The following is a 22,435-nucleotide window of genomic DNA, read 5'->3' on the forward strand; positions in this document are numbered from 1 at the left end:
AACTATCCAGCGATCCTCGGCCTTCTTGTGGCGTCTGTTGTGGTCTCTGGCCTATTCTTGAACGGTCTGCCGCAGTTGCCCGACGGCGCTTACTACCCGCTTTGCCTCTGCGCGGATTTCAAGCATGACGTCTCCGGCCTGGCCTGCTAGGGCAACACCTTTCTTCACTTTCTCCTGGCTACCTAGCATGCTCGCTACAGCGCTCTGCGTCAGGTTCTGGTTCAGTTGAACAACTTCGTTGATTTCCACGGTAGCTTGGCTGGTTCGAGACGCCAGGTTACGAACTTCATCTGCCACCACGGCGAAGCCCCGCCCAAGTTCGCCCGCTCTGGCAGCCTCAATCGCTGCATTGAGTGCGAGTAAATTGGTCTGATCGGCGATGCCCTTGATGACCTGAACAATACTGTTGATGCGTTCCGATTGAATACTGAGTGCGCTGATTTGCTCAGATGCCTTATCGAGCTCTTCGGAAATTCCGCGAACTACCTGCATCGTCTCATCTACAGTGGCAGCCCCCTTTACCGAGCTCTCATCCGTTTCCCGGGCTATCTCATAGGCCAATTGCGCGGCTTCCGACTCAGCGTTTCGGCGTTCTACCTGCGCGGTGATATCACTCGCGAACTTAACAACTCCATAGAGTTTTCCGGCAACATCATAAAGAGGATTGTAAGTCGCTCTAAGCCATACAACACGGCCATTTTTGGCAACGCGCTTGAAAACTTCGTGTATGTAGTCGCCCTGATTCAAACGCTGCCAAAAACGGCGATAGTCATCGCTGTTAACCTCCGCAGGTTCGCAAAACAGGCGGTGGTGCTTGCCACGAATCTCGTCCAAACGGTAACCCATGGTCTTCAGGAAGTTTTCGTTTGCTTCGAGTACCTCACCGTTCAGATTGAATTCAATTACGGCCATTGAGCGATCAATGGCGCTAAGCAGGCTGGTTTGTTTGTTGTCTGCCTGTATCTGCCTGGTGATATCGGCTGCGATTTTGATAACGCTCACCACCTGACCCGCGCCGTTGTGCACCGGCATATAGGTCGCTTCAAGCCAGATCTCGCTGCCATCTTTGGTCAGCCGCATAAAGCGGCTGCTGAAACTTTCACCCTTGGAGAGTCGGCTCCAGAATTGGCGATATTCCGGGCTATTCACCAAGCTTACAGGGCAAAAAATTCGGTGGTGCTGACCTACCACTTCCTCGAGGTGATAACCCACTACGTTCAGAAATGCCTGATTTGCGTCCACGATCTCTCCAGTCGGAGTGAACACAATCATCGCCATACTGCTGCGAATCGCCGCCATTTTCTGATCAACGTTTTCAAAGCGATTTTTGTAGGCTTGCAACTCATTGCGAAGCTGTGAACCGAACATGATGACCTCAATGCAACGGCTAAGGGTGGGTGGAGAATTCTTCTTGCGAAATATCGTTAGAGGTCGTTGAAGATGCGGATCCACGTATAAAATTATCATCTGAATGCAACCCACCTAGCCTTTGGCTCGATGGCTGTTAGCTGCTTTTATACCGGGGCAGCAATCCGCCGTACCTTTGGCTTCGATTACTTTAGAGCTCTGACAGCTCTGCGTCAGGAAGAAGAGGGATTTCTTCTGACCTCAATTCCCAAAAATTGATCAACTTCAAGTTGGTGTTGTTTGACGCGGCGTGAATTCCTTCCAGCCTTTTAGGGAAAAAGTAAGTACCTCAGCAATGGTGCTATGAGAGCCCGCCACCTTTTTTAAGCCAGTCAATGAGGTCGACCGGTGACAATGGCTTGGCGAAGTAATAGCCCTGACCCTGCTGACAGCCCCAGCCGCGCAGCAGGTGGTAATGCAAATCTGTTTCAACCCCTTCAGCCACGACGATCAGGCTAAGGTCCCGCACCAAGCTGATCAGGCCCCGGATGATGTGCCATTCGCTGTTACCCGGTTGGAGATCAGCCAGCAGTGAGCGATCGAGCTTGACGCTGGTTGCCGGGATCTGGCGCAAGTAGGCCCAGTTGCTGTAACCACTGCCAAAGTCGTCGATCCCAATGCCCACGCCCAGATCACGAAAACGCTGCAGCTGAACTCGCACGGTCTCAAAATCGGTTACCAGGACACTCTCGGTGAATTCGAGCTCGATCAACCTTGGGGCTACCCCGAACGCTTCCAGTGCTTCGACCAGCTGATCGAACAGATGCCCGTCGGTCAAATCCAGGGCAGATACGTTCAAGGAGGCAGTCATTTCCAGGCCCTGAGCATGCCAATCCGACAACTGCTTGCAGACGCGTCGCACTACCCAGCTAGTGATGTGACGAATAGAGGCCGTGGTTTCGGCCAGCGGGATGAATTCAGCGGGGCTTATCTCACCCAGCGTAGGGTGCGACCACCGTAGCAGCGCCTCGACGGCAACGCATCGGTTGCTGCCCAGGTCGATACGAGGCTGATAGACCAGTCGAAACTGATCTGAGGCGGCAAGGGCCGCTTCGATGTCATTGAGCACTGCCGTGCTGCGACGCAGACCTGAATCGATCACAGGATCATAATCGAGCCAACGTCGCTCACTCCGACGCGCAGTATCGGTAATGCTGGACATCAAACGCAGGACGTCTTTGGATGCGCCGGTTTCGCGTTCAAGCTGCAGTACGCAGATCCCTACGTCGGAAAAAACGGGAATGTCCGCGCAGTACATAGGCCGTTGGAAAGCGTGCACCACGCTGTCGACTAGGTTGGATATCGACAGTGTCCGACGGCTCAAGAGTACGACAAAGCCCAAGGTGCCGGAGCGGTACAAGCGTGCTCCAGTGGGCAGCAACTCCAGTAGCAGTTCTTTGACCGCCAGCATGAAATTGGTGAAAAACTCTCTCCCAAGGGACTTTGCCAAACGGTCCAGCGCTATTGCGGATAGCGGCTCGATAAGGATAGCGACTCGGTCATCCTGCTCAGCTGCCTGCAAAATGTCCGCTTCAAACCGCTGGCGGTTGGGTAAACCTGTCATTGGGTCGATGTAGTGCGAGCGATGTATGGATTCCAGTCGCGCCACCACAACCTTGGCCGCGTTACGTAGCAGAGTTCGGCCTTGCTCGTCCATTGGCGCGCGGGCCTCATGGTCGATCACGCAGAGCCTGCCCAGATTGCGCCCTGATTGGATGGTCAGTGGGGTACCCGCGTAATAGCGTATGAACGGCGCGCCCGTCACGAGGGGGTTGTCCGAGAAACGCGGGTCGGTGGCAGGATTGCATATTTCCAGTACTGCCCCTTTATCGAGGTCGTGCACGCAGAAAGACATTTCCCGCGACGTCCGTTCAGGCTCCATGCCCACACGCGCTTTGAAAACCTGATACTCGCGTTCGATGATGCTGACCAAAGAAGTGGGCACACTAAAATAGCTGGAAACCATTGCAACGATGCCATTGAGCACAGGGTCCGAGCCACTCTCCAGATCCGAGGTCAAGCGATCTACGTCGACTAGGCGTGCTCGTTCTTCTTCAGGTGATAAGTTGCACGTGGTCATGTTGGCTACTACGGGGTACAGGGATGCTGGGAACACCTTGCTTAGGTGTTCATGGAGTGCCTTGAGCTTATCACCTCGCCATACATCCACAATTGTAGTTAGCCATCACGCTCTTAGTTAGAAACTATAGGCTTTGACTGTGAATTGCTTAAAGCTGAAGCACTGATTGCCGATAAATCCCGGCGATGACAAATCTTCGCCGTATCGGCTGTTCACCACTAGCATTCGATCTTTCCACCCGGCCCTAACGGAGCCACATTTGATTAATTTCCTCTCTCGCAGCCTTGAGCTGGTACGCCGACTGGCGCGGATTCAACCAAGCACGCCGATTCGCTATGTGGGCACTGTCGTGGTCATAGCTCTTTGTGGAATCGTGCGCACTCAGCTTCCCTTCACGGCGCTACCGTACCTGTTTTTCATTCCTGGTCTGATGCTCGTTGGTTTCTGCTTCGGTGTGGTCCCGTCTCTTCTGGGCTGCGTTCTGGCAGTGCTCACAGCCCACTACTTTTTCATTGGCGAAATCGGCCTCAACGATGGCTTGACCGCCTGGCTCAGCAGCGCGAGTTTCGCCTTGGTCACGTTCGGTATGGCCATTGTCTGCGCCTTGTTCCGAAGAACCCTGAACACGCTCTCCGGTGTCAATGACCGTCTGGAACAGGAGGTCGAGCGTCGTACTCTGGAGCGCGATGGCATCTGGAATGTGTCCCCTGACCTGATCTGTACGCTGTCCGAGGGTGGCGACGTGGTGGCGATGAATCCGACCTGGCAAAGTGAAACTGGGCATTCTGAGCAGGCGCTCAAGAACGGTGCGTTTTTCAGCTTCATCTCCCCATCACAACTGTCGGATGCGCTGCGCACGCTTGGCAAAGGGGGGATTGCAGAGCTTGATACCCAAGGGTTCCGCACCAATGGCAAACCGCTCCACCTGAATTGGAGAATTACACGTCGACAGGGGCTGTACTTCGCGGTCGCACGGGACATCACCTTGAACAAGGAACGTCAGGAAGCGCTCGAAAAAGTAAGCTCGCAGTTGCAGCAAAGCCAAAAGATGGAAGCTGTGGGCCAGCTAACAGGAGGACTGGCTCACGACTTCAATAACCTGCTCACTGTGATCACTGGCAGCCTGGATATGTTGGAGCAGCGTATCGCCCAGGGAAATCAAGAGGAGCTGCCTCGATACCTCGGACTCGCCCGTACTGCGTCCGGTCGTGCTGCCTCGCTGACGCACCGACTGCTGGCCTATGCAAGGCGTCAGCCCTTGGCCAGTTCAGTCGTGGACCTCGCGATGCTGGCTCAGGATATGAGAGAGCTGATCAGCAGAACCCTCACACCGCGGATAGAACTGGAGATACTCGCACCGGAAAACGCCTTGCTGTGCTTTTGTGATGCCCATCAGCTGGAAAACGCGATACTGAACCTGTGCATCAACGCGCGCGATGCCATGCCTCACGGAGGCCGGCTGCAGATCGAAATCCGACAGACCCGTATAGATACTTCCCAGCGCACTGCAACTCTGAACGCTGGGCAATACGCACTTTTTCGAGTAACGGATACAGGTATGGGGATGCCACAAAGCGTGCTTGAACGGGCGTTTGATCCATTCTTTACCACCAAACCCCTAGGCTCTGGTACAGGCCTCGGTCTTTCAATGGTGTATGGCTTTGCTCAGCAATCATCGGGTGATGCTTGGATCGAATCGGTAGTGGGAAAGGGCACTTCGGTAAGTCTTCTGCTGCCACTGCATCACAGTCAGAACTCAAGCGTCGATGCCGGCGTGTCTACCACTGATGAGTACGATTTCCCGGTGGATAACGCCAGAGTGCTTGTGGTCGACGATGAGATTGCCATTCGTGACCTCATCGCCGAGACGTTGGAGGAGGTGGGCTATCGAGTCACAAAGGTCGGAACCGCTGCACAAGCGTTACTGGAGTTGGCGGGTGAATCCGATGCAGTGTTACTTATCACGGACATCGGCTTGCCCGGTGGCATGAGTGGTGACGAATTGGCTGTGACCGCGCTCGACAGGTGCCCGACGCTCAAAGTGCTGTTTATTTCAGGCTTCGTGGAAAATGCCGTCCCGGCGATCGCGCTGAAAAGCGGACAGACCGAACTACTGCTGAAGCCCTTCGCGGCAAAGGAGCTGAAGGGCATGGTTCAGCGTCTTCTGACCCAGGGCTGAGGCCGCTCAGCTACTGCCGCTGATCTGCAAGCGCCTGATGCTTCACTCATGGGGCGGCCTCAAGGGCGTCAATATCATCACCGGGTCATTTTTAATGGCCTAACGTCGCCAGCCTGGCACATTTTTGCTGCTGCCTAACCTTTGACCAAGCTGGAAGAATGGCGCCGTACGTAGCTTTGTCACGCGTGCGGCACGCGCTTCCAGCCAGGATTAACAAGAAAGAAAGCCCGCATCAGCGGGCTTTATTGCGCTTGCTCATATCTTTTCAGCGGTGCAGAGCGCTGGGGGGCAAGTGCTGAAGTCTCAGGAGAAGTGGTGCAAGGCAGGACCGAATCAAGGTCCGCACTCCCAGTTGCCCTCAATGGCACGCATCGAACTGTCATTTCGGATGTAGGTGAGGGTTGCGGCAGGGAAGGAGGCCGCTCCGTCAGTTCCAGCTTTCTCAGGCTGATCGGCTTTCTCCTTCTCCTTCAGCTTCACTTCGGCCACCACACGCTCGCCCTTGAATAGGGTGCCATGTTGCATGGAGTCGAACCCACCCGGGGCGTGGACCTTTATCACCTGGTCGCCGAACTTCAGAATCCCCTCTGAGTCACCCTTGGTTGCCACGTTTCCGGCACCGTACAAGAACGTGCTGCGCCCGGCGGAGAAAGTGCATACAAGCTCTCCCTTAACCGGATTTCCCGTGATATCGCTTTCGTTAAGGGGCGAAAGTTTGGTGCTGGTTGAGACCATCTGAGAGCCGTTAGATAAAGCGTCGCTCCCGCTTTCATCATTGGCTACGCAGCCCGATAAAATCGTAAAACCGGCTATAGCGGTGAGGGTGATGCACGCTTTGCGATTGATCCGGTTGAGCAAACTGAGCGGACGAAGTACTGCGTATCGCATGGGAAAAACTGATCCTGGTATTGGGCGCCCACCCATTGAGCGCTCGCTATGGAAGTCGACCCTAAGCAGCTGGATACATTGCTATAAATTTGTGAGCGATATTGAGAGCTCTTATCTCATCTCTGCTCACGTCAGTTTCAGTAGTGAACCTGGTGCGCCTCGCTTGGCAGGGGCACTTCCCACTTGAACAGCATGCGGCGAATATCCTCGTTACGCAGGCTGGTGTCGCGCCGGCTGTTGCGTCGGTAAATCTCCTTCTCTGGCATTTCCAGATACTGGATCTGCACCTTGGCCTGGTAGGCGTACAGCAGGTCGAGGGTCTTCTTGCGCATCTGCGCCGACAGGTGCGTGGAGTTCCAGACAAAGGGCTGTTTCTCGCGCAGCAGCGACTTGGCCCGGTCGATGGCGAAGTGCGCGGCGGCGCCTTCGTTCTCGCCATGGCGCAGGCCCAGGGCCTCGCGGGCGTCGTCGAAGGAGATCACCGGCAGATCCGGGTGGTGTTTGGCCACCCAGGTGTTCTTGCCACTGGCCGGCATGCCGGACAGCATGATGACCTGCGAGCCTTCCGGCTCATGCAGCGGGTAGTCGGGATGCACCCGGGCACCGCGGAAGTACTGGATCCGGGTGTAGTCATCGACGAACGCCCGTGGCCCGTGCAGGCAGCCTTCCTCGGCGGCCAGCTCGCGAAACAGCTCGATCTCGTCGAGCACGGCCTGCTTGCCCACGTAGGTGCGCCCCTGCATGTCCGCTTCCGCGACCGCGCAGAGCATCCATACCGGCAGCTCCCACGACAGCTTGTGCAGGATGAACTCCGGGCTCTGCCCGCTGCGGTTGCCCGACAGCGCGAAGAACGGCAATTGGTGCACCGAAATGATCCGGCAGACCTGCTCGCGCAACTCGAAGGGCAGGCCAGTCCGCCACAGCAGCAGGCGTGCATCCACGGCGCCGCGTCGCGAGTGCCCTGGCTGGCCGATGCGCCCGGTTTCGCTATCGATCACCGTGGTGTCCGGCTTCGAGATGTCGTGCAATAGCGCGGCCAGGAACAGCACCAAGCGCTGCTCCTCGGTAGCCTGCTGATAGCGCGGTTGCGCGAGCAAGGCCTCGACCACCATGCAGGTATGAACCCATACGTCGCCCTCGGCATGGTAGTGCGGGTCCTGGGGCGTGCTGGCCAAACGTTGCAGGCCCGGAATCGCCTCCAGGCATGCCTGCGCGTCGAAGCGCTGGCCCGGTTCTGGAACCAGGCCCTGCAGTTGTTGAATATCCATTTTGTTGTTCTCCTTCAGTAACCAGACCGCTGGCCATTCCAGTCCATCGACAGGCGAGGGGCGTAGAGGTCTACCCCGTCGGCCAGCAGATTGGGAATGAACGGCTGGTTCGCATGATGCTGGTCCGCATCGAGGATCGCCTGGACGAAGTCCTGGCGAACCCACTTGAGGCGTCCGTTGGTTTGTTTCTCGTCTTCGAGCTTCAGGTATAGGCCTTCCATCACCGTCGATTTGTCGCACTGTCGCCAGGCCCGTTCCATGTCCAGGCCTTCGCGCTGCACTATGGCTTCGAAGGCGCTGCGCCATGCCGGCGACTTGGCCTGGGAATCGCCGAGCAGCTCGAGCAGATCCTTGAGCCGCGCTGGTGCTAGCCCTTCATGAAGCACCGGCACCGACAGCACCGGGCCGTCGCGCAGCAACTGGCGGCGGGCGGCGGTCGACAGGAACAGGCCATGGGCCCGATCCCAGATATCGAACTCGCAGAAGAAGTGCGGCAGGCGGTCATAGAACACCGAATGCTTCTTGTGCATCCATTCGCCGAACAGCACGTAGCGGTCTTCAAGGCGGCTCAGCAACCAGTCCTCGTGGGCCACGGCCCACTGCTTGAACAGGTTGAACTGACGCTCCCGACCGCCACCGGTCAGGTAGTGGCCACGCGATTGCAGCAGGAGTTCACCGGCCGCGGAGAAACTGATGCCGGCATTGGCGCCGTCCAGTTTTTCCTCGACGACCAGCCACTGCCCGCTCAGCGAGGCATAACAGACTTGATCGCTATCGGTATCGCCCGGCTGCAGGCGAGAGCTCTCCAGGTGGGGCGTGCGTGGGTATTTGTGTAGCTCGAGGTTTTGCGCATAGGCGCGGAAATCCATGTTCATGGGTTTTCTCCATTGCAATTGGGAAAACCGACGACAAGGGTTCAGGCGGGCAAAATGTGGGAAGCGGCCACGCAAGTGCGCAGGCAGCCATCAGGCACGATGGACCGTCGTCGGTATCAGGCTTGTTGGCTGGAGCAGGGCACTTCGTTCACCACTTGAGAAGGGAGGTTGAAATAAGGGCGCGAATTCAACAGCCAAAAAAATAAGAAGTCAATACTTATCTGGTCGTTGATGTCGATGAGATGCAAGTGGTGCGCCTTCCGCTTGAGAAGGGTGGTGTCACGGCGAGGCAGCACGACTCGTGCGGGCTCCATGGCCTCCAGGAGTTCTACCTGCGCGCGACATCGGAAAAGTAAAACTTATCTAGCGTATGCCCTGACTGGGTCTGGTTGCTGACGACAATCACGTGACTCTGCTCGTCCAGATCGAGGTGCTTGAGGTCGTCCGCGCCGCGGGGGACGGCCTCGATGGTGCGTTGCAAGTAGCTGATTTGCAGCTGCAAGGTCTTCTCGATGAATTCGTAAGCAGCATTACATCGAGTCCATGCAGCGCCTGATCGAAAATCTGATTGAGCAGGGTGTTGTTGCTGAAGCGGACGCCGGGGCGTTGGCATCGCTGATATATGGCAGTTTGTTCGAGGCGGCGTTCTGGATTGCCGAGCGAGAGAGTTCCAAGCGATTGAAACGAGTAATCAGCGCTCTGGATCTGCTGCTGCGAGGCTTGTTGATACAGCGCTCAGCTTAGCAGCAGGATCGAAACACATGTTTCTGCTAGCGCGCCTGGCGCGGTCCAAATTGCGGATGTAGATGTAGTACGCCATGCCTAACTCGGGTTCGTTGGGGGGCTCACCACTGTCCGGTGAGGGTGGAGCCCCCACTTTTTCTAATTAGCCATTCAACCCAGCGGCCCAGAATGCGCAAAATAGGTGGAGGGCAAGATAAAAGCGGCCGGCACTCCGCTGGCCCAAAAAACAGTCTGCACAGACGAGAGCAGCGGCACTCACGGGTAAGTCGGTGTGCCGTGCAAAGCGCAATAGCCCATATCTGCTGGCTTTAGTGCGTGCCTGTTACACCTCGCTGTTATTCGTTTGGATATAAGTGTCAATTGAAAACGAGTACTAGTGACCAGGCCACAATTTCGTAGGATTAATATTTCGCAATATTAGCGGCTTCGGACACTAAAGCAGTACGCCAAATGCCGCGTGTATTTGTATTAGCTAACTATTCGGCGAACAGGTTCTAATTTGCCCAGTGCTAAGTTAGCTGATGCCGCTCGTCGCAATCGTTGCACTCCCTCTATCTACCCCTTTCAGACCTGTATGCGCAGATGTCCTGCGTCGTTACGGGAGTGTGGTCATGGCAGTCGAACATAACGAATCGGAATCCGCTTTCGAGTCTTCCAGCGACAAGCAGGTGGATACCGGGGCAGGGCATGGCTCGGGGTTGGAGAAGGCCAAGTCAGAGCCCAAGCAGGGCAGCAACGAGGCCGAGGCCAAGAAAAATCGTGTGGACTGGACGCCGCCAGCGGGCAATCCGGGTTCGGATCAGGATGCGCTGAAAGAGCGTGAGAATGGTACGGCGCGGACGGATGAGCGTTAGTCATCTTTCCTAGGCGCTGAGTTGGTTGCTTTTTCCTTGATAGGTGTGGCCGAGCGTGATGCCATTCTTTGGAATGGGGGTTGGTTGTGTCTGGGATTTTTCGCGGGCATGGCCCGCTCCCACACCTTCGCTGATTCCCTCTAATTGTGATTCTGCCTTGCGGTTGTTAGTGGACTACAAGGGCGCACTGCATCTGGCTTTGGCTTGGCTGCACAGACAAACAGGACGTGAACAATGCCCGCCGCAAATACGCCGCCAACTCCCACGTTGAAGCGCGCCATCACCGGCTCGATGCTGACATTGTTCATTCTCGGCGATGTGCTGGGCGCCGGGGTGTATGCGTTGGCAGGAGTGATCGTTGGAGAGGTGGGCGGCGCGGTCTGGGTGGCTTTGCTGGTGGCGCTGGGCTTTGCGTTGCTTACAGCGGGTTCGTACGCCGAGCTGGTTACCAAGTACCCCCATGCTGGTGCTTCCGCCGTGTTTGCGGCCAGGGCGTACCAGTCGCCGCTGGTGTCGTTTCTGGTGGGCTTTTGCATGCTGGCGGCGGCGGTTACCAGCGCGGCGGGGCTGTCTCTGGCGTTCGCCGGGGACTACCTGGCGGCGGTTGTCGACATGCCCGCCCATGTGGCGGCGCTGGTTTTTCTGGTGGTGATCGGCCTGCTCAATGCGCGCTCAATGCGCGGGGCATCAGGGAGTCGCTGTCGGCCAACCTGGTGATGACCACCATCGAGCTCTCTGGCCTGCTGCTGGTGATCGTCGCCGCAGCGTGGTTCCTGCGCGGCTGCGAGGGGAATTTCGGCCGGGTGGTGGAGTTCAAGGCGGGGGTCAACCCGGCCTATGCAGTGCTGGGTGCTGCGCTGCTGGCGTTCTATTCCTTCGTGGGTTTCGAGACCTCGGCCAATCTCGCCGAGGAGATTCGTGACGTGCGCAAGACCTACCCGCGGGCGCTTTTCGGTGCGCTGCTGCTAGCCGGGGCGATCTACATGGCGGTGGCCATCGGTGCGGCGGTGGTGATGCCCGTGGAACAGTTGGCCCATTCCACGGCGCCACTGCTGGAGGTGGTGAAGGCCTCGGGCCTGGGCATCCCGGCGCAGCTGTTCGCCTTTATCGCGTTGATCGCCGTGGCCAACGGCGCCTTGCTGACGATGATCATGGCCAGCCGCCTGGCCTATGGCATGGCCCATCAGGGCTTGTTGCCGCGTTTGCTGGGCGGTGTGCTGCCCGAGCGGCGCACACCGGCGGCGGCAATCGTGGCGGCCACGCTGGTGGCCATCGTGCTGACGCTGACCGGCTCGCTGGCCACCCTGGCGCAGACCGTGCTGCTGTTGTTGCTGTTCGTGTTCATCAGCACCAACCTGGCGGTACTGGTGCTGCGCCGTGACAAGGTAGCGGCGGATCACTTCCGCGTGCCGACCTGGGTGCCGGTGCTCGGCGTCGCTTCGTGCCTGCTGCTGATGACCCAGCAGGATGCGCAAACCTGGCTACGGGCCGGCGCGCTATTGCTGGTCGGCGTGGTGCTGTACGGCATCAGCCGGGCCGGCGGGGTGAAGCCGCTGAAGGCCGAGGACTACAAGGTGATGGACGGTTGAATGTGGTGACAGGGAAGGGGTGAAGCACAGCGGCGTGGTGGTCAGTTTCACTGTGCCATTAGCACGCCTGTGCTAATGACCGGGCTGTGATGCGGGGTTATGGTTCGATGGTATCTCCAACGTTTTCAAGCCCTTGCGCAATCGCGGCGAGGCAACCGTTCGTTGTGGAGCATCACTACAATTTCAAGGAAGCACACCATGAAACTGCGTTCCCCGGTCACCTCCTTTGCGCTGCTTGGCGCCCTGTTCATCGGCCTAGCTGGTTGCAGCAATATCAAACCCTCCGAAGACAAGCTCAAGTCGCTGGCCGAGACCAACCTGGGCGAGCCGGTAAGCAGCGTTGGCAACGTGCGCAGCGACTCCATGCAGACCTACTTCGTCGCGCGCACGAGTTCGGGTGACTACAACTGCACCGTGCCCAGCGGCGCCAGCGGTGCCTCCTTCGCCGTCGCCAGCTTCGGCCTGATGCAGCCTTCCGCCTATTGCCAGAACAAGGGCAGTGGCCGACCCGCGCCGTTCGGCCAGTAAGCCCAGGGCCAATGGCCCGAATCCAGAGCCCCAGTGTGAAAGCCCGGCCAGGGATGGCCGGGCTTTTTCACGTCTATCTCCCGGCTGAGGCCGTCTTCATGAAAGCCGCGAGGTCCTCGTTGAAGCGCTCGGCTTCTTCGAAAAAGGGTGCGTGCCCGGACTGCGCATAACGTTTCGCCTGCGCACGCGGGTTGAGCGCCTGGGCGCGGGCGATGCTCGGTTGCACCTGCACGAGCTGGTCCCTGGCGCCGTAGAGCAACAGCAGCGGAACCTGCGCTTTGGGCAATCCCTCGGCGGCCGCGCTGCGCATGCCTGGGATGGAACGGGTCATCGGCCAGGAGGCCATCGCTGCGTTGGTCAGCAGTACCTCCATGCTGGCTGTGTCTGGCTGGGTGTGGAAGCACAGGCGCACAAAGGCGCGTAGGGCGTCGAGGTGGGTTTTCAGGTCATCCGAGGCCAGGCCGGCGTAGACCTCGGGGTGTGGTGTGATCAGCGCTTGGGTCAATTCGATGACGGCATTGACATAGACCGCACCGCCGATCGCAGCATCGCCATGGGCGGCCAGGTAATCGGATATCACCAGCCCGCCCAGGGACCAGCCCACCAGCACGGGCCGCTTGGCACCCGATGCGGCCAGCACGGCTGCCAGGTCGTCGGCGTAGCGGCGGCCATCGTTGTAGGCATCGCTATCGGCCGGCTTGTCGGAAAGGCCGTGGCCGCGCATGTCGTAGGTGATCAGCCGATAGTCTTGCAGCAGCGGGCTGTTCACCTGCCGCTGCCAGTTCAGCCGGCTGCCCAGCAGGCCATGGATGAACACGATGGCCGGGCCATCGGGGTTGCCCGCTTCCTGCACGGCCAGTTGCAGGCCATCGGGCGTGGTTACGCGGTAGTGTTTTTCGGCGGCGAAGGCGGCGCTGGAAAGTGCGGCGAGCAAGAACGCGAGCCAGAGATGGCGCAGGGTTCTGAAAAGGCTTGAGGGATGCATGGGGGCTCCTGAGTCTGAACGAATGGCGTTGAGTCTAGGGCGCTGATCTGGGACGATCCATGACGTATCGTTTTTTATTGTTGATCATTCGTCCTGAATTTTGGAGGTGCATGCATGGCTGCGAGTGACCTGATCAGCGAGCTGCTGAGCGGCATGCGCTTGTGTGGTGTGCAGTTTCGTCGCCTCAGGGTGCGGGCTGGCGGGGGCATCGCGTTTACCAACGAGCTGGGGCGCGGGCAGTTTCACTTCGTGGCGCGCGGACCAGTCTGGCTGCATGGCCCAGGCGGCGACGTGCATTGCCTGGAGAGCGGTGATGCGGTGCTGCTGCCGCGCGGCGGGCAGCATGCGATGTTGGCGGCACCGAAGGTCGGCAGCGATGCCATCCAGGCATTCGACCTGAACCTGCCGGCTGACGACCAGCCCGCCGACCCACAGGCAGTGATCCTCTTCAGTTGCTGCATGCAACTGCAGTTGGGCGGCATGCAGCCGCTGGTGGCGGCCATGCCGGCGGTAATGCGCGTTGACACGCTGCTCGACTGCTCGCCGGAGATTCGCCCGCTGCTCGAGGCGATGGAGCGCGAATCCCTGCTGTTGCTGGTTGGCCATGGCGGCATCCTGGCGCGGTTGGCCGAGGTGGTGGCGGCGCTGATCGTGCGGGGCTGGGTTACCGGCAGTGTTGGCGAGGCGGGCGGGTGGCTCGGTGCGCTGCATGATCCGCGCTTGAGCAAAGCGCTGCTGGCGATGCACCGGCACCCGGAGCGACCATGGACGGTGGCGTCGCTGGCGAACGAGGCAGGGCAGTCGCGTTCCGTGTTCGCGCAGCGGTTTCTACGCGCCCTGGGTTTGGCGCCGTTGCGCTACTTGACCGACTTGAGGATGCGCCTGGCCATGCAGCACCTGAGTGATGAGCCGGCATCGGTCGAGCGGGTAGCCGAGGCGCTTGGCTATGGCTCGCTGGCGGCGTTCAGCCGTGCGTTCAAACGGTCGGTTGGCGTGTCGCCGGGGGCGGTGAAGCGCGGTGCCGGGCTGCCTGCGCGGGCAGGGCAAGAGCGGCAGGTTTAGGCATGTCGCACCCCGACAAAAGCCCCGGCAGGCGAAGCTGCCAAGGCATTGTTGCGGGTCATTCGAGCTCGTGCAGGATGGTGACGCCGGAGTACAGGCCAATCACGAACAGAGTCAGGAGTACCACTGCCGAGCCGATCAGGAATGTAGTCATGGTGCGGACCTTTTCTTCTTGGAGCGCCTCGTTCCCGGCGCGATAAAAAGGTAGAGGCGCTGCGCTGCGAATCCGTTCAGGTGATTTTTCTCAAGGCGCTGTTGCCTTGATCAGTGCTGCCGTTGGTAGCTGAGTGCCGGCGACCAGGTACGCTGGGTGCAGCGCGGGCAACTGGCCTGTTGCCCTGCGACCATAGGCTGGATATGACCGCAGCGTATGCAGGCATAAACGCCGTTCTGCGGCACTTCTTGGTACTCCGGGCGGTGCTCGGCCGGCAACACGCTAAGGCCGGGCTTTACCGCATCGGCGGCGAAGAAGTACAGGCTCATGTCGCCGTCGGTTTCCAGAATGCCGAGGCGCACTTGGCCCAGATGCTCGACGCCTTGCTGGCGCAGCTCCATGAAGAATTCGTCGGACGAAATGTTCAGGTGATCCAGGCTGTTCAGCTCGTAGAGCCCGTCCTTGATGATGGTTACGGGCTTGCCTTCCATCCAGTCGGAAAAGCGCTCGCTGCGGCGCATCATCGTCACGGTGGCGCGGTACAGCACCAGCAGGGTGACGAACACCATGGCCACCGGTAGCAGCGGCACGTCGTCGTAGAACGACACGTCACCGGCCGCCGAGCCGAGGGTGAGGATGACCACCAGCTCGAACAGCGACAGCTGGCGAATGCCGCGCCGGCCGCTGACCTTGAGAAACACGAACACCACCACGAAGGCGAACAGCGCGCGAAACGCCACTTCGCCCAGAAACAGCCAGGGGAAATCTCCCAGCAGCATGCGCTGCCAATCGAATGCGCTCATCGGTCGCTCCACACGGTGGCCTGTTCTGGCTCAGACCGCCGGGCGAGGGATTGGGTCGAAAAACGTTCAGCGGCGATTCGTGGCCACCCAGCTTCTGCCGGGGCTTCGGCCCGTTGCGCTACCTCCTGACGCCTGCCCTTAACCACCTTCATACAAAAAAACGCTGAACCAAGCGAAGCGGCGTACGTCAATGCGATATCACTTTGATATTGCTGTTTCGGGCTGCGTGTTTCGCGGTGTCTCGAGCCAAGCAAAATTTCAGGATGACGACTGGGAGGTCGTCCCGAACCGCGCTGGGAGTGCGGCTGGCCAAAAAGAAAAGCGCCCAGTTTTGATTACTTGAATGTGCAGTTGGAGCAATCGATGAATACGTGGTTTGGCAACATCAGCGTGACCCTGAAATTGGCTCTCGGCTTCGGCCTTGTGCTGCTCCTGACCATGGCCCTGGCCTTCGTGGGCTGGACCAGCCTCGGCAAGGTGGTGGAGCGTACCGAGCGTATGACCGATGTCAATCAGCTCACCCATACCCTGACCGATCTGCGGGTGGCACGTTTGCAATACCTGCTCTCCAACGGCAACGTCGTTGAAGCCGACAAGGTGCAGCAGCATATCCGCGCGCTTTCGCAGCAGCAGCAGGCCATTAAGCCCAAGTTTCGCAGCCCGGAAAACGTGCGGTTGATAAATGAGCAAATCGAGCTGATCGAGCAGTACCAGAAGGCCTACGACAATATCAATGCGGCTTACGCCAGCGCCAACAAGTCCCGGGCCGAGATGGTCCAACTGGCCGATCTGGCACTTGAGCTGGTCGACAAGGTCCGGGAGGAGGTGCTGCGCGGCGCCGCTGCCGATGCGGCGGGTTTGGCGCGCTACCAGGCCGTCGCTCGCACCAAGGACGACCTGCAGACCCTGCGTTACCGCATGCTGAGTTACACCGCCGACACCAACGAGCAGACCGAGCGGGCGTTGAACCAGCAAATCGAGGGTACCGACCAGGGGTTGGATAATTTGACCTCGACGTTCAGCGGTGACTACCGCGACCTGATCCAGCAACTGGAAAGCGCTGTAGGCAGTTACCGTGCCCTGCTGGATACCTATCGCACGGCAATCGCCGAGCGCGTCCAGCTGCGCGATGCCATGACCGAGCAGGTGCTGCAGATCGTCAAGGGCAGCGATGCGCTGCTGGCCATGCAGATCAAACTGCGCGACAGCGATACTTCCTTCGCTACCCGGATGATGACCGCCGCCACACTGCTGGCGCTGCTGGTCGGCATCCTCGCAGCCTGGCTGATCACCCGGCAGATCACCCGCCCGTTGCAAGAGACTCTGGAGGCGGTCGAGCGCATCACCAGTGGCGACCTGACCCAGACGCTGCAGGTCACCCGCCGCGACGAACTGGGCGTAGTGCAACAGGGCATCGCCCGCATGGGCAGCACCTTGCGCGACCTGATCGGCGGTATTCGTGATGGTGTCACCCAGATCGCCAGCGCCGCTGAGCAGTTGTCGGCCGTTACCGAACAGACCAGCGCCGGCGTGAACAGCCAGAAGGTGGAAACCGATCAGGTGGCTACCGCCATGCAGGAAATGTCCGCCACCGTGCAGGAAGTGGCGCGCAGCGCGGCCGATGCCTCGCAAGCGGCGTCCGATGCTGATATCGAGGCTGCCCAAGGCGATCGCGTGGTGGCCGAGGCCATCGCGCAGATCGACAGGCTAGCGACTGAGGTCAGCCGCTCCAGCGACGCCATGGGCGAGCTGCAGAGCGAGAGCAAGAAGATCGGCGGGGTGATGGACGTGATCAAGGCCGTGGCCGAGCAGACCAACCTGCTGGCCCTCAACGCCGCCATCGAGGCGGCGCGGGCCGGGGAGGCCGGACGGGGGTTCGCCGTGGTGGCGGATGAGGTACGCGGCCTGGCGCAGCGCACCCAGAAGTCCACCGAGGAAATCGAAGGGCTGATCGCCGGCCTGCAGCAGGGTACTCAGCAGGTGGCGACCATCATGCAGGGTAGCCGCGAGCTGACCGACAGCAGCGTGGCGCTGGCCCGCCGCGCCGGCGATGCGCTAGGCGCGATCACCAGCAAGGTATCGAGCATCCAGGCGATGAACCAGCAGATCGCCGCCGCTGCCGAGCAGCAGGGCGCGGTGGCCGAGGAGATCAGCCGCAGCGTGGTCAACGTGCGCGACATTTCCGAGCAGACCGCCGAGGCCAGCGAAGAGACGGCCGCTTCGAGCGTCGAACTCGCGCGCCTGGGCAATGAGCTGCAGCTGATGGTCAGCCACTTCCGGGTCTGAGGGCTGGTGAAAGAGCAGAAGCGGCGGCTTGATCGCCGCTTCGCTTACCACGCCTGCGCTCTATCAGGTAATAAGCATTACCTATCAAGGCTTTGGTTTTTTCCAATTTAGCCAGGCGGCGGGCCTCTCGTAATTTGGTGCGAGCGCATGACGCGCGTACTCATAAAAACGACGAGGATTCACCGATGAAACCCACCACCTCATGGGCGCCCGCCCTTGGTTTGATGACCGCGGCCTTGTCCGCTTCGCTCTTTGGTCTGTCTGCCCAAGCTGCGCCGCTGACTCGCGACAATGGCGCACCGGTAGGCGATAACCAGAATTCACAGACCGCAGGCGACACCGGCCCGACCCTACTGCAGGACGTGCAGCTGATCCAGAAGCTGCAGCGCTTCGACCGCGAGCGCATCCCCGAGCGCGTGGTGCATGCCCGCGGTACCGGCGCCCATGGCGAGTTCACCGCCACGGCGGACATCTCCGACCTGACCCGCGCCAAGGTCTTCAGCAAGGGCACCACCACACCGGTTTTCGTGCGTTTTTCCAGTGTGGTGCACGGCAACCATTCGCCGGAAACCCTGCGTGACCCGCGCGGTTTCGCCACCAAGTTCTACACCAGCGAAGGCAACTGGGACCTGGTCGGCAACAACTTCCCGACCTTCTTCATCCGCGATGCCATCAAGTTCCCGGACATGGTGCATGCCTTCAAGCCCGACCCGAACACCAATTACGGCAGTAACCGTACCCAGTTCGACTTCTTCAGTCACGTGCCTGAAGCCACCCGCACCCTGACCCTGCTTTATTCCAATGAGGGCACGCCGGCCAACTACCGGCAAATGAACGGCAACAGCGTGCACGCCTACAAGTTGGTCAACGCCAAAAACGAGTACCGCTACGTCAAGTTTCAGTGGCGCAGCCTGCAGGGCGTGAAGAACAACGATCCGCAGCAGACCGAGCAGATCCAGGGAAAGGATTTCAACCACATGAGCCGTGACCTGATCACCACGATCAACGCTGGCGACTACCCCAAGTGGGACCTGTACATCCAGGTGCTCGAACCGGCTGACCTGGCCAAGTACGACTTCGATCCGCTGGATGCCACCAAGATCTGGCCGGACGTGCCCTACAAGAAGATCGGCCAGATGGTCTTGAACAAGAACCCGGACAACGTGTTCCAGGAAACCGAACAGGTGGCCATGGCGCCGTCCAACCTGGTGCCGGGCATCGAGCCGTCCGAGGATCGTCTGCTGCAGGGCCGGCTGTTCTCCTATGCCGACACACAGATGTACCGCCTGGGCGCCAACCATGCCTTCCTGCCGATCAACCAGGCCAAGGTGCCGGTCAACAACGGCAACCAGGATGGCGCAGCGAACATCGGCCACACCACCACCGAGGTGAACTACGAGCCCAGCCGCATCAACCCGCGGCCTGCCACCGAGCATGCGCGCTACAGCAACCTGCCGCTGAGCGGCACCACCGAGCAGAAGAAGATCCAGCGTGAGCAGAACTTCAAGCAGGCCGGCGAGCTGTACCGCTCCTATGACAAGAAGATGCAGGGCGATCTGATCGCCAGCCTGGGCGGCGCCCTGGCCGAAGCCGAAGACGAGAGCAAGCACATCATGCTGTCGTTCTTCTACAAGGCCGATGCGCAGTATGGCGAAGGCCTGACCAAGGTAGCCGGTGGCGACCTGGCGCGGGTCAAGGCGCTGGCCGCCAAACTGCAGGACTGAGCCTGCCACTGCATGGCGTGCGGCTCAGGCGAGCCGCACGTCACCACCAAACGCGGCGCAAGGCCGCTGGGGAGGATTGCATGCTGCGTAATTTCTGTTTCGTTCTGGCGCTGGGCATTGCTGCGCCGCTGCTCGCCGACACTTCTGTGCCGGATGCCGAGCGCGTCCAGGCGCAATTGCGCGATTACTACTTCCAGGCGGCCCGCGAGGGCAATGTGGCGATGCTCGATGAGTTCATCGCTGCCGGCTACAACCTCAATACCGCGGACGAGAACGGCTACACCGCGCTGATCCTGACGGCCTACCACGGTCATCGCGACGCGGTGGAGCGTTTGCTGGCTGCAGGCGCCGATGCCTGTGCTCAGGATCAGCGCGGCAACACGGCGTTGATGGGGGCGATCTTCAAGGGCGAAGTGCGTATCGCCCGGCGCCTGCTCGACGCTGATTGCAGCCCGGACCAGCGTAACGGCAATGGACAGACGGCCGCCATGTATGCAGCGCTGTTCAAACGTACCGAGATGCTTAATGCGCTGGCGGGTAAGGGGGCCGACCTCAAGGCTGAAGACGCTTTCGGAAATACTGCGAGTAATCTGGAGAAGGGCGATATCCGCACACAGTGGTCGGCCAAACAGCCCTGACTCACGGGCCTGGCCATCTTCTGGCCAGTACCCATTCGTCAGAAGTGCGCGCCAAAGCCGGTGAGCGGCATTCAAAAGGCTACAAAGCGAGAACCTGTAGCAACTATAGGTAACTCCAAAAAAAGGTTCTGCGTGAGCCTGCCATTAGCCTGACTGCCACCATCAGCTAAGAACCCGTTCAAAGTCTGCTGCGCGTCGGCACTGCAGCGTTAAAAACAGGCTCGGACTGCTCATTTACAGCTCGTAAACTCCGCGTCCTCGCCTGTTTTCGCCTTGCATTGCTCTAGCTCGCGAGACTTTGAACAGGCTCTGAGGACGCCGCCCGATGCCCGACTTCGCCAAAGCCGACCCGCAGGTGGTACCGCGCTTGCTCCACGACATGGAGCGACAGGGGTATGCCGTTATCGAAGGATTTCTCACTGACGAGCAGCTGCAGGTCGCACGCGCCCACGTCTACCACGAAGTGGCGCGCCACGAGCACGAGTACTTCGCGCTGCAGGGGCTGGACGCCGTGAAGGGCAGCATCTTCGAGCAGATGAGCGTCTCGCCCCAGGTCAAGGATCTGTTCCGGCGGATCTATCAGGGCGGCATCGGCCAGCCGCCGCGCTCGCCGGATATCTTTCCGGCGCTGCGCTGCCTGCAGGGGCTGACTGGCAAGCGCGAGTCCTACTACTTTCACTACGACGCCGCGGCGCTGACGGCGTTGATCCCGCTGGTCACGCCCACCGAGGGCCGTTGCTGCGGCGACTTCATCTTCTTCCCCAACCTGCGCAACATCCGCTCCAATCTGTACTTCAACATTCTGGAGAAGGCCCTGATGCAGAACACTCTGACCCAGAAGCTGGTCACCTTCGCGGTCAAGCGCGGCTGGCTGAAACCGATCACCATCAAGATCGTGCCCGGCAACGCCTATTTCTTCTGGGGCTACCGCTCGCTGCACGCCAACGAGCCCTGCGACCCGAAGGCGCTGCGCTCCACGGTGCTTTTGCACTACGGCGAACCCCACAGCCGCGACAACCTGGCCTCGCGGCTGCTTCTGGGCTGGAATTTCCGCCGCGCGCGGATCAGCAACGAGCGCACCACGCGCAAGGATGTCGGCTAGCTGTACGCGTCGTCAGGCCGCTGCCAGGCGTAGCGTCTTCTGCCAGAACCAGAGGCCGGCCAGGCTCAGCGTTGCACCCAGCACGCAGACCCCGTTCCAGCCAAACACGGCATACACCGAAGTAGAGCTGATCGCACCCAAGCCGCTGCCCACCGCATAGAAGAGCATGTAGCCGCTGACCAGCCGTGAGTGAGCTGCCGGCTGTGTGGCGAAAATCAGGCTCTGGTTGGTGACGTGAATGGCCTGGCCGGCCATATCCAGCAGCAGGATGCCCAGCAGCAGCGCGCCGAACGATGCCGGCGCGAACCACAGCGGCAGCCATGAGGCCAGCAACAGGAGCAGGGCATAGCCGGTGGTGCGCTGGCCCAGGCCTTTGTCCGCCCAGTGTCCGGCCCGCGCCGCCGCCAGCGCGCCGAGCAGGCCGACCAGCCCCAGTGCGCCGATGGCGGTTTGCGAAAGATTGTGCGGCGGTGCGCTCAAGAGCAGCACGATGGCCGTCCAGAACACGTTGAACACGGCGAACATCAGCAGTGCCAGCACGCCGCGTACCTGCAGCGTGCGCTGACGGGCGAGGAGGGTCAGTAACGATAGAAGCAGTTGCCCGTAACGAGGTGCCTCAGATGAAAGCGGCTGAGCCGGCAGGTATCGCCAGAGGGCCAGTGCCAGGCCGCCCATCACTGCTGCCGAAGTCAGGTAAACGCTGCGCCAGCCTGCCAGGTCGGCAACCCCGCCGGCCATGACCCGAGCGAGTAGCAGGCCGACGAGCACACCACCCTGTGTCGTGCCGACCACCCGGCCGCGCTCGCTATCGCTGGTGGCCGCTGCGGCGTAGGCGATCAGCCCCTGGGTCATGGCCGTACCGACCAGCCCGACTGCGAGCATGCCGACCAGCAGCAGGGCGGGCGTTGGCGCCGCCGCGACCCACAGAAGCGCTGCAATGAGTGCGGCCAGTTGCGCCAGCATCAGACGGCGTCTTTCCACTCGGTCGCCGAGCGGCACCAGGAGCAGCAGCGCAATTGCGCAGCCGATCTGCGTTGCGGTGATGACACCTCCCACGGCGGCCTGGCTGATTGCGAAATCGCGGGCCAGTGCATCGAGCAATGGCTGCGCGTAGTACACGTTGGCAACGCTGAGACCGGCCGCGCAGGCGAGCAGCATGACCAGGGCGCGCGGCAGGCTCGCAGTAGAAGCGGCGGGCGCGGCTGTAGGCAGTGACATACGAGAGTTCCTATCTGGTTTTATTTTGAAACCATGTCAGGCTAGGTCTTG

17 protein-coding genes and 3 pseudogenes are annotated in these 22,435 nt (G+C 60.1%); 11 read left to right on the forward strand and 9 right to left on the reverse strand.

The window, feature by feature from the left end; all coding sequences use genetic code 11:
- Nucleotides 1-51: 51 nt before the first annotated feature.
- Entirely contained in the window at nucleotides 52-1,368 is a 1,317-nt protein-coding gene (locus tag FB481_RS23430) for a PAS domain-containing methyl-accepting chemotaxis protein (protein ID WP_147176502.1), read from the reverse strand.
- Between the two features lie 340 nt (nucleotides 1,369-1,708).
- Complete coding sequence (locus tag FB481_RS11900) at nucleotides 1,709-3,427, reverse strand: sensor domain-containing phosphodiesterase (RefSeq protein WP_256662744.1); 1,719 nt, start codon at nucleotides 3,425-3,427, stop codon at nucleotides 1,709-1,711.
- A gap of 319 nt (nucleotides 3,428-3,746) precedes the next feature.
- Here FB481_RS11900 and FB481_RS11905 point away from each other — a divergent pair, with 319 nt between their 5' ends.
- Nucleotides 3,747-5,666, forward strand: a complete 1,920-nt coding sequence (locus FB481_RS11905; RefSeq protein WP_147176504.1) for an ATP-binding protein — start codon at nucleotides 3,747-3,749, stop codon at nucleotides 5,664-5,666.
- Between the two features lie 333 nt (nucleotides 5,667-5,999).
- Here the strand turns inward: FB481_RS11905 and FB481_RS11910 are convergent, their stop codons facing one another.
- The 4 genes and pseudogenes from FB481_RS11910 to FB481_RS11925 all read right to left on the reverse strand — a co-directional run.
- A complete protein-coding gene (locus FB481_RS11910; protein WP_147176505.1) occupies nucleotides 6,000-6,554 on the reverse strand; it encodes a hypothetical protein in 555 nt (184 codons plus the stop codon).
- 137 nt (nucleotides 6,555-6,691) lie between these two features.
- Entirely contained in the window at nucleotides 6,692-7,822 is a 1,131-nt protein-coding gene (locus tag FB481_RS11915) for an AAA family ATPase (RefSeq protein WP_147176506.1), read from the reverse strand.
- Between the two features lie 14 nt (nucleotides 7,823-7,836).
- Entirely contained in the window at nucleotides 7,837-8,697 is an 861-nt protein-coding gene (locus FB481_RS11920) for an RNA ligase family protein (RefSeq protein ID WP_147176507.1), read from the reverse strand.
- A gap of 328 nt (nucleotides 8,698-9,025) precedes the next feature.
- Nucleotides 9,026-9,220, reverse strand: a pseudogene (locus FB481_RS11925) (UTRA domain-containing protein); the annotation flags it as partial.
- Between the two features lie 20 nt (nucleotides 9,221-9,240).
- On the opposite strand from FB481_RS11925, the gene FB481_RS11930 reads away from it, so the two are divergent.
- The 4 genes and pseudogenes from FB481_RS11930 to FB481_RS11945 all read left to right on the forward strand — a co-directional run bounded on the left by FB481_RS11930 (nucleotide 9,241) and on the right by FB481_RS11945 (nucleotide 12,412).
- Nucleotides 9,241-9,441 (forward strand): hypothetical protein, encoded by a 201-nt coding sequence (locus FB481_RS11930; RefSeq protein WP_218571904.1) that lies wholly within the window; start codon nucleotides 9,241-9,243, stop codon nucleotides 9,439-9,441.
- Between the two features lie 611 nt (nucleotides 9,442-10,052).
- On the forward strand, nucleotides 10,053-10,295 hold the full coding sequence (locus FB481_RS11935) for a hypothetical protein (RefSeq protein ID WP_147176508.1): 243 nt from the start codon (nucleotides 10,053-10,055) through the stop codon (nucleotides 10,293-10,295).
- Nucleotides 10,296-10,529: 234 nt separating this feature from the next.
- Nucleotides 10,530-11,884 (forward strand): annotated as a pseudogene (locus FB481_RS11940) (APC family permease).
- 198 nt (nucleotides 11,885-12,082) lie between these two features.
- The gene (locus FB481_RS11945; RefSeq protein ID WP_147176509.1) at nucleotides 12,083-12,412 is read left to right on the forward strand and encodes a hypothetical protein; all 330 of its coding nucleotides are present in this window, start codon (nucleotides 12,083-12,085) and stop codon (nucleotides 12,410-12,412) included.
- A gap of 73 nt (nucleotides 12,413-12,485) precedes the next feature.
- Here the strand turns inward: FB481_RS11945 and FB481_RS11950 are convergent, their stop codons facing one another.
- A complete protein-coding gene (locus FB481_RS11950; protein ID WP_147176510.1) occupies nucleotides 12,486-13,397 on the reverse strand; it encodes an alpha/beta fold hydrolase in 912 nt (303 codons plus the stop codon).
- A gap of 114 nt (nucleotides 13,398-13,511) precedes the next feature.
- Between FB481_RS11950 and FB481_RS11955 the strand changes: the two genes are divergently transcribed.
- Nucleotides 13,512-14,459: an AraC family transcriptional regulator gene (locus FB481_RS11955; protein WP_147176511.1), complete on the forward strand. Its 948-nt coding sequence runs from the start codon at nucleotides 13,512-13,514 to the stop codon at nucleotides 14,457-14,459.
- 264 nt (nucleotides 14,460-14,723) lie between these two features.
- Here FB481_RS11955 and FB481_RS11960 read toward each other — a convergent pair whose 3' ends face one another.
- Nucleotides 14,724-15,416: a DUF421 domain-containing protein gene (locus tag FB481_RS11960; protein WP_147176512.1), complete on the reverse strand. Its 693-nt coding sequence runs from the start codon at nucleotides 15,414-15,416 to the stop codon at nucleotides 14,724-14,726.
- Between the two features lie 498 nt (nucleotides 15,417-15,914).
- Here FB481_RS11960 and FB481_RS23590 point away from each other — a divergent pair.
- From FB481_RS23590 to FB481_RS11980, 5 genes and pseudogenes are all read left to right on the forward strand, one after another.
- Nucleotides 15,915-16,799, forward strand: a pseudogene (locus tag FB481_RS23590) (methyl-accepting chemotaxis protein); the annotation flags it as partial.
- A 198-nt stretch (nucleotides 16,800-16,997) separates the two neighbouring features.
- On the forward strand, nucleotides 16,998-17,702 hold the full coding sequence (locus FB481_RS23595) for a methyl-accepting chemotaxis protein (protein WP_372239568.1): 705 nt from the start codon (nucleotides 16,998-17,000) through the stop codon (nucleotides 17,700-17,702).
- 224 nt (nucleotides 17,703-17,926) lie between these two features.
- Nucleotides 17,927-19,426, forward strand: a complete 1,500-nt coding sequence (locus FB481_RS11970) for a catalase (protein ID WP_372239569.1) — start codon at nucleotides 17,927-17,929, stop codon at nucleotides 19,424-19,426.
- An 80-nt stretch (nucleotides 19,427-19,506) separates the two neighbouring features.
- Nucleotides 19,507-20,064 carry an ankyrin repeat domain-containing protein gene (locus FB481_RS11975; protein ID WP_093501455.1) on the forward strand — a complete coding sequence of 186 codons (558 nt, stop codon included), beginning with the start codon at nucleotides 19,507-19,509 and terminating at the stop codon, nucleotides 20,062-20,064.
- 325 nt (nucleotides 20,065-20,389) lie between these two features.
- Nucleotides 20,390-21,166 carry a hypothetical protein gene (locus FB481_RS11980; protein WP_093501453.1) on the forward strand — a complete coding sequence of 259 codons (777 nt, stop codon included), beginning with the start codon at nucleotides 20,390-20,392 and terminating at the stop codon, nucleotides 21,164-21,166.
- A 12-nt stretch (nucleotides 21,167-21,178) separates the two neighbouring features.
- On the opposite strand, the gene FB481_RS11985 is transcribed toward FB481_RS11980, so the two are convergent.
- A complete protein-coding gene (locus tag FB481_RS11985) occupies nucleotides 21,179-22,384 on the reverse strand; it encodes an MFS transporter (protein WP_147176515.1) in 1,206 nt (401 codons plus the stop codon).
- Nucleotides 22,385-22,435 lie beyond the last annotated feature (51 nt).

This window comes from Pseudomonas sp. AG1028 (genome assembly GCF_007993955.1).
GTDB classification, from domain to species: domain Bacteria; phylum Pseudomonadota; class Gammaproteobacteria; order Pseudomonadales; family Pseudomonadaceae; genus Aquipseudomonas; species Aquipseudomonas straminea.

Bases quoted from the DNA above. Each gene is read 5' to 3' on its own strand.
- FB481_RS23430 (WP_147176502.1), bottom strand. From the start codon at position 1,368: ATGTTCGGTTCACAGCTTCGCAATGAGTTGCAAGCCTACAAAAATCGC.
- FB481_RS11910 (WP_147176505.1), bottom strand. From the start codon at position 6,554: ATGCGATACGCAGTACTTCGTCCGCTCAGTTTGCTCAACCGGATCAAT.
- FB481_RS11915 (WP_147176506.1), bottom strand. From the start codon at position 7,822: ATGGATATTCAACAACTGCAGGGCCTGGTTCCAGAACCGGGCCAGCGC.
- FB481_RS11920 (WP_147176507.1), bottom strand. From the start codon at position 8,697: ATGAACATGGATTTCCGCGCCTATGCGCAAAACCTCGAGCTACACAAA.
- FB481_RS11930 (WP_218571904.1), top strand. From the start codon at position 9,241: ATGCAGCGCCTGATCGAAAATCTGATTGAGCAGGGTGTTGTTGCTGAA.
- FB481_RS11935 (WP_147176508.1), top strand. From the start codon at position 10,053: ATGGCAGTCGAACATAACGAATCGGAATCCGCTTTCGAGTCTTCCAGC.
- FB481_RS11945 (WP_147176509.1), top strand. From the start codon at position 12,083: ATGAAACTGCGTTCCCCGGTCACCTCCTTTGCGCTGCTTGGCGCCCTG.
- FB481_RS11950 (WP_147176510.1), bottom strand. From the start codon at position 13,397: ATGCATCCCTCAAGCCTTTTCAGAACCCTGCGCCATCTCTGGCTCGCG.
- FB481_RS11955 (WP_147176511.1), top strand. From the start codon at position 13,512: ATGGCTGCGAGTGACCTGATCAGCGAGCTGCTGAGCGGCATGCGCTTG.
- FB481_RS11960 (WP_147176512.1), bottom strand. From the start codon at position 15,416: ATGAGCGCATTCGATTGGCAGCGCATGCTGCTGGGAGATTTCCCCTGG.
- FB481_RS23595 (WP_372239568.1), top strand. From the start codon at position 16,998: ATGTCCGCCACCGTGCAGGAAGTGGCGCGCAGCGCGGCCGATGCCTCG.
- FB481_RS11970 (WP_372239569.1), top strand. From the start codon at position 17,927: ATGACCGCGGCCTTGTCCGCTTCGCTCTTTGGTCTGTCTGCCCAAGCT.
- FB481_RS11975 (WP_093501455.1), top strand. From the start codon at position 19,507: ATGCTGCGTAATTTCTGTTTCGTTCTGGCGCTGGGCATTGCTGCGCCG.
- FB481_RS11980 (WP_093501453.1), top strand. From the start codon at position 20,390: ATGCCCGACTTCGCCAAAGCCGACCCGCAGGTGGTACCGCGCTTGCTC.
- FB481_RS11985 (WP_147176515.1), bottom strand. From the start codon at position 22,384: ATGTCACTGCCTACAGCCGCGCCCGCCGCTTCTACTGCGAGCCTGCCG.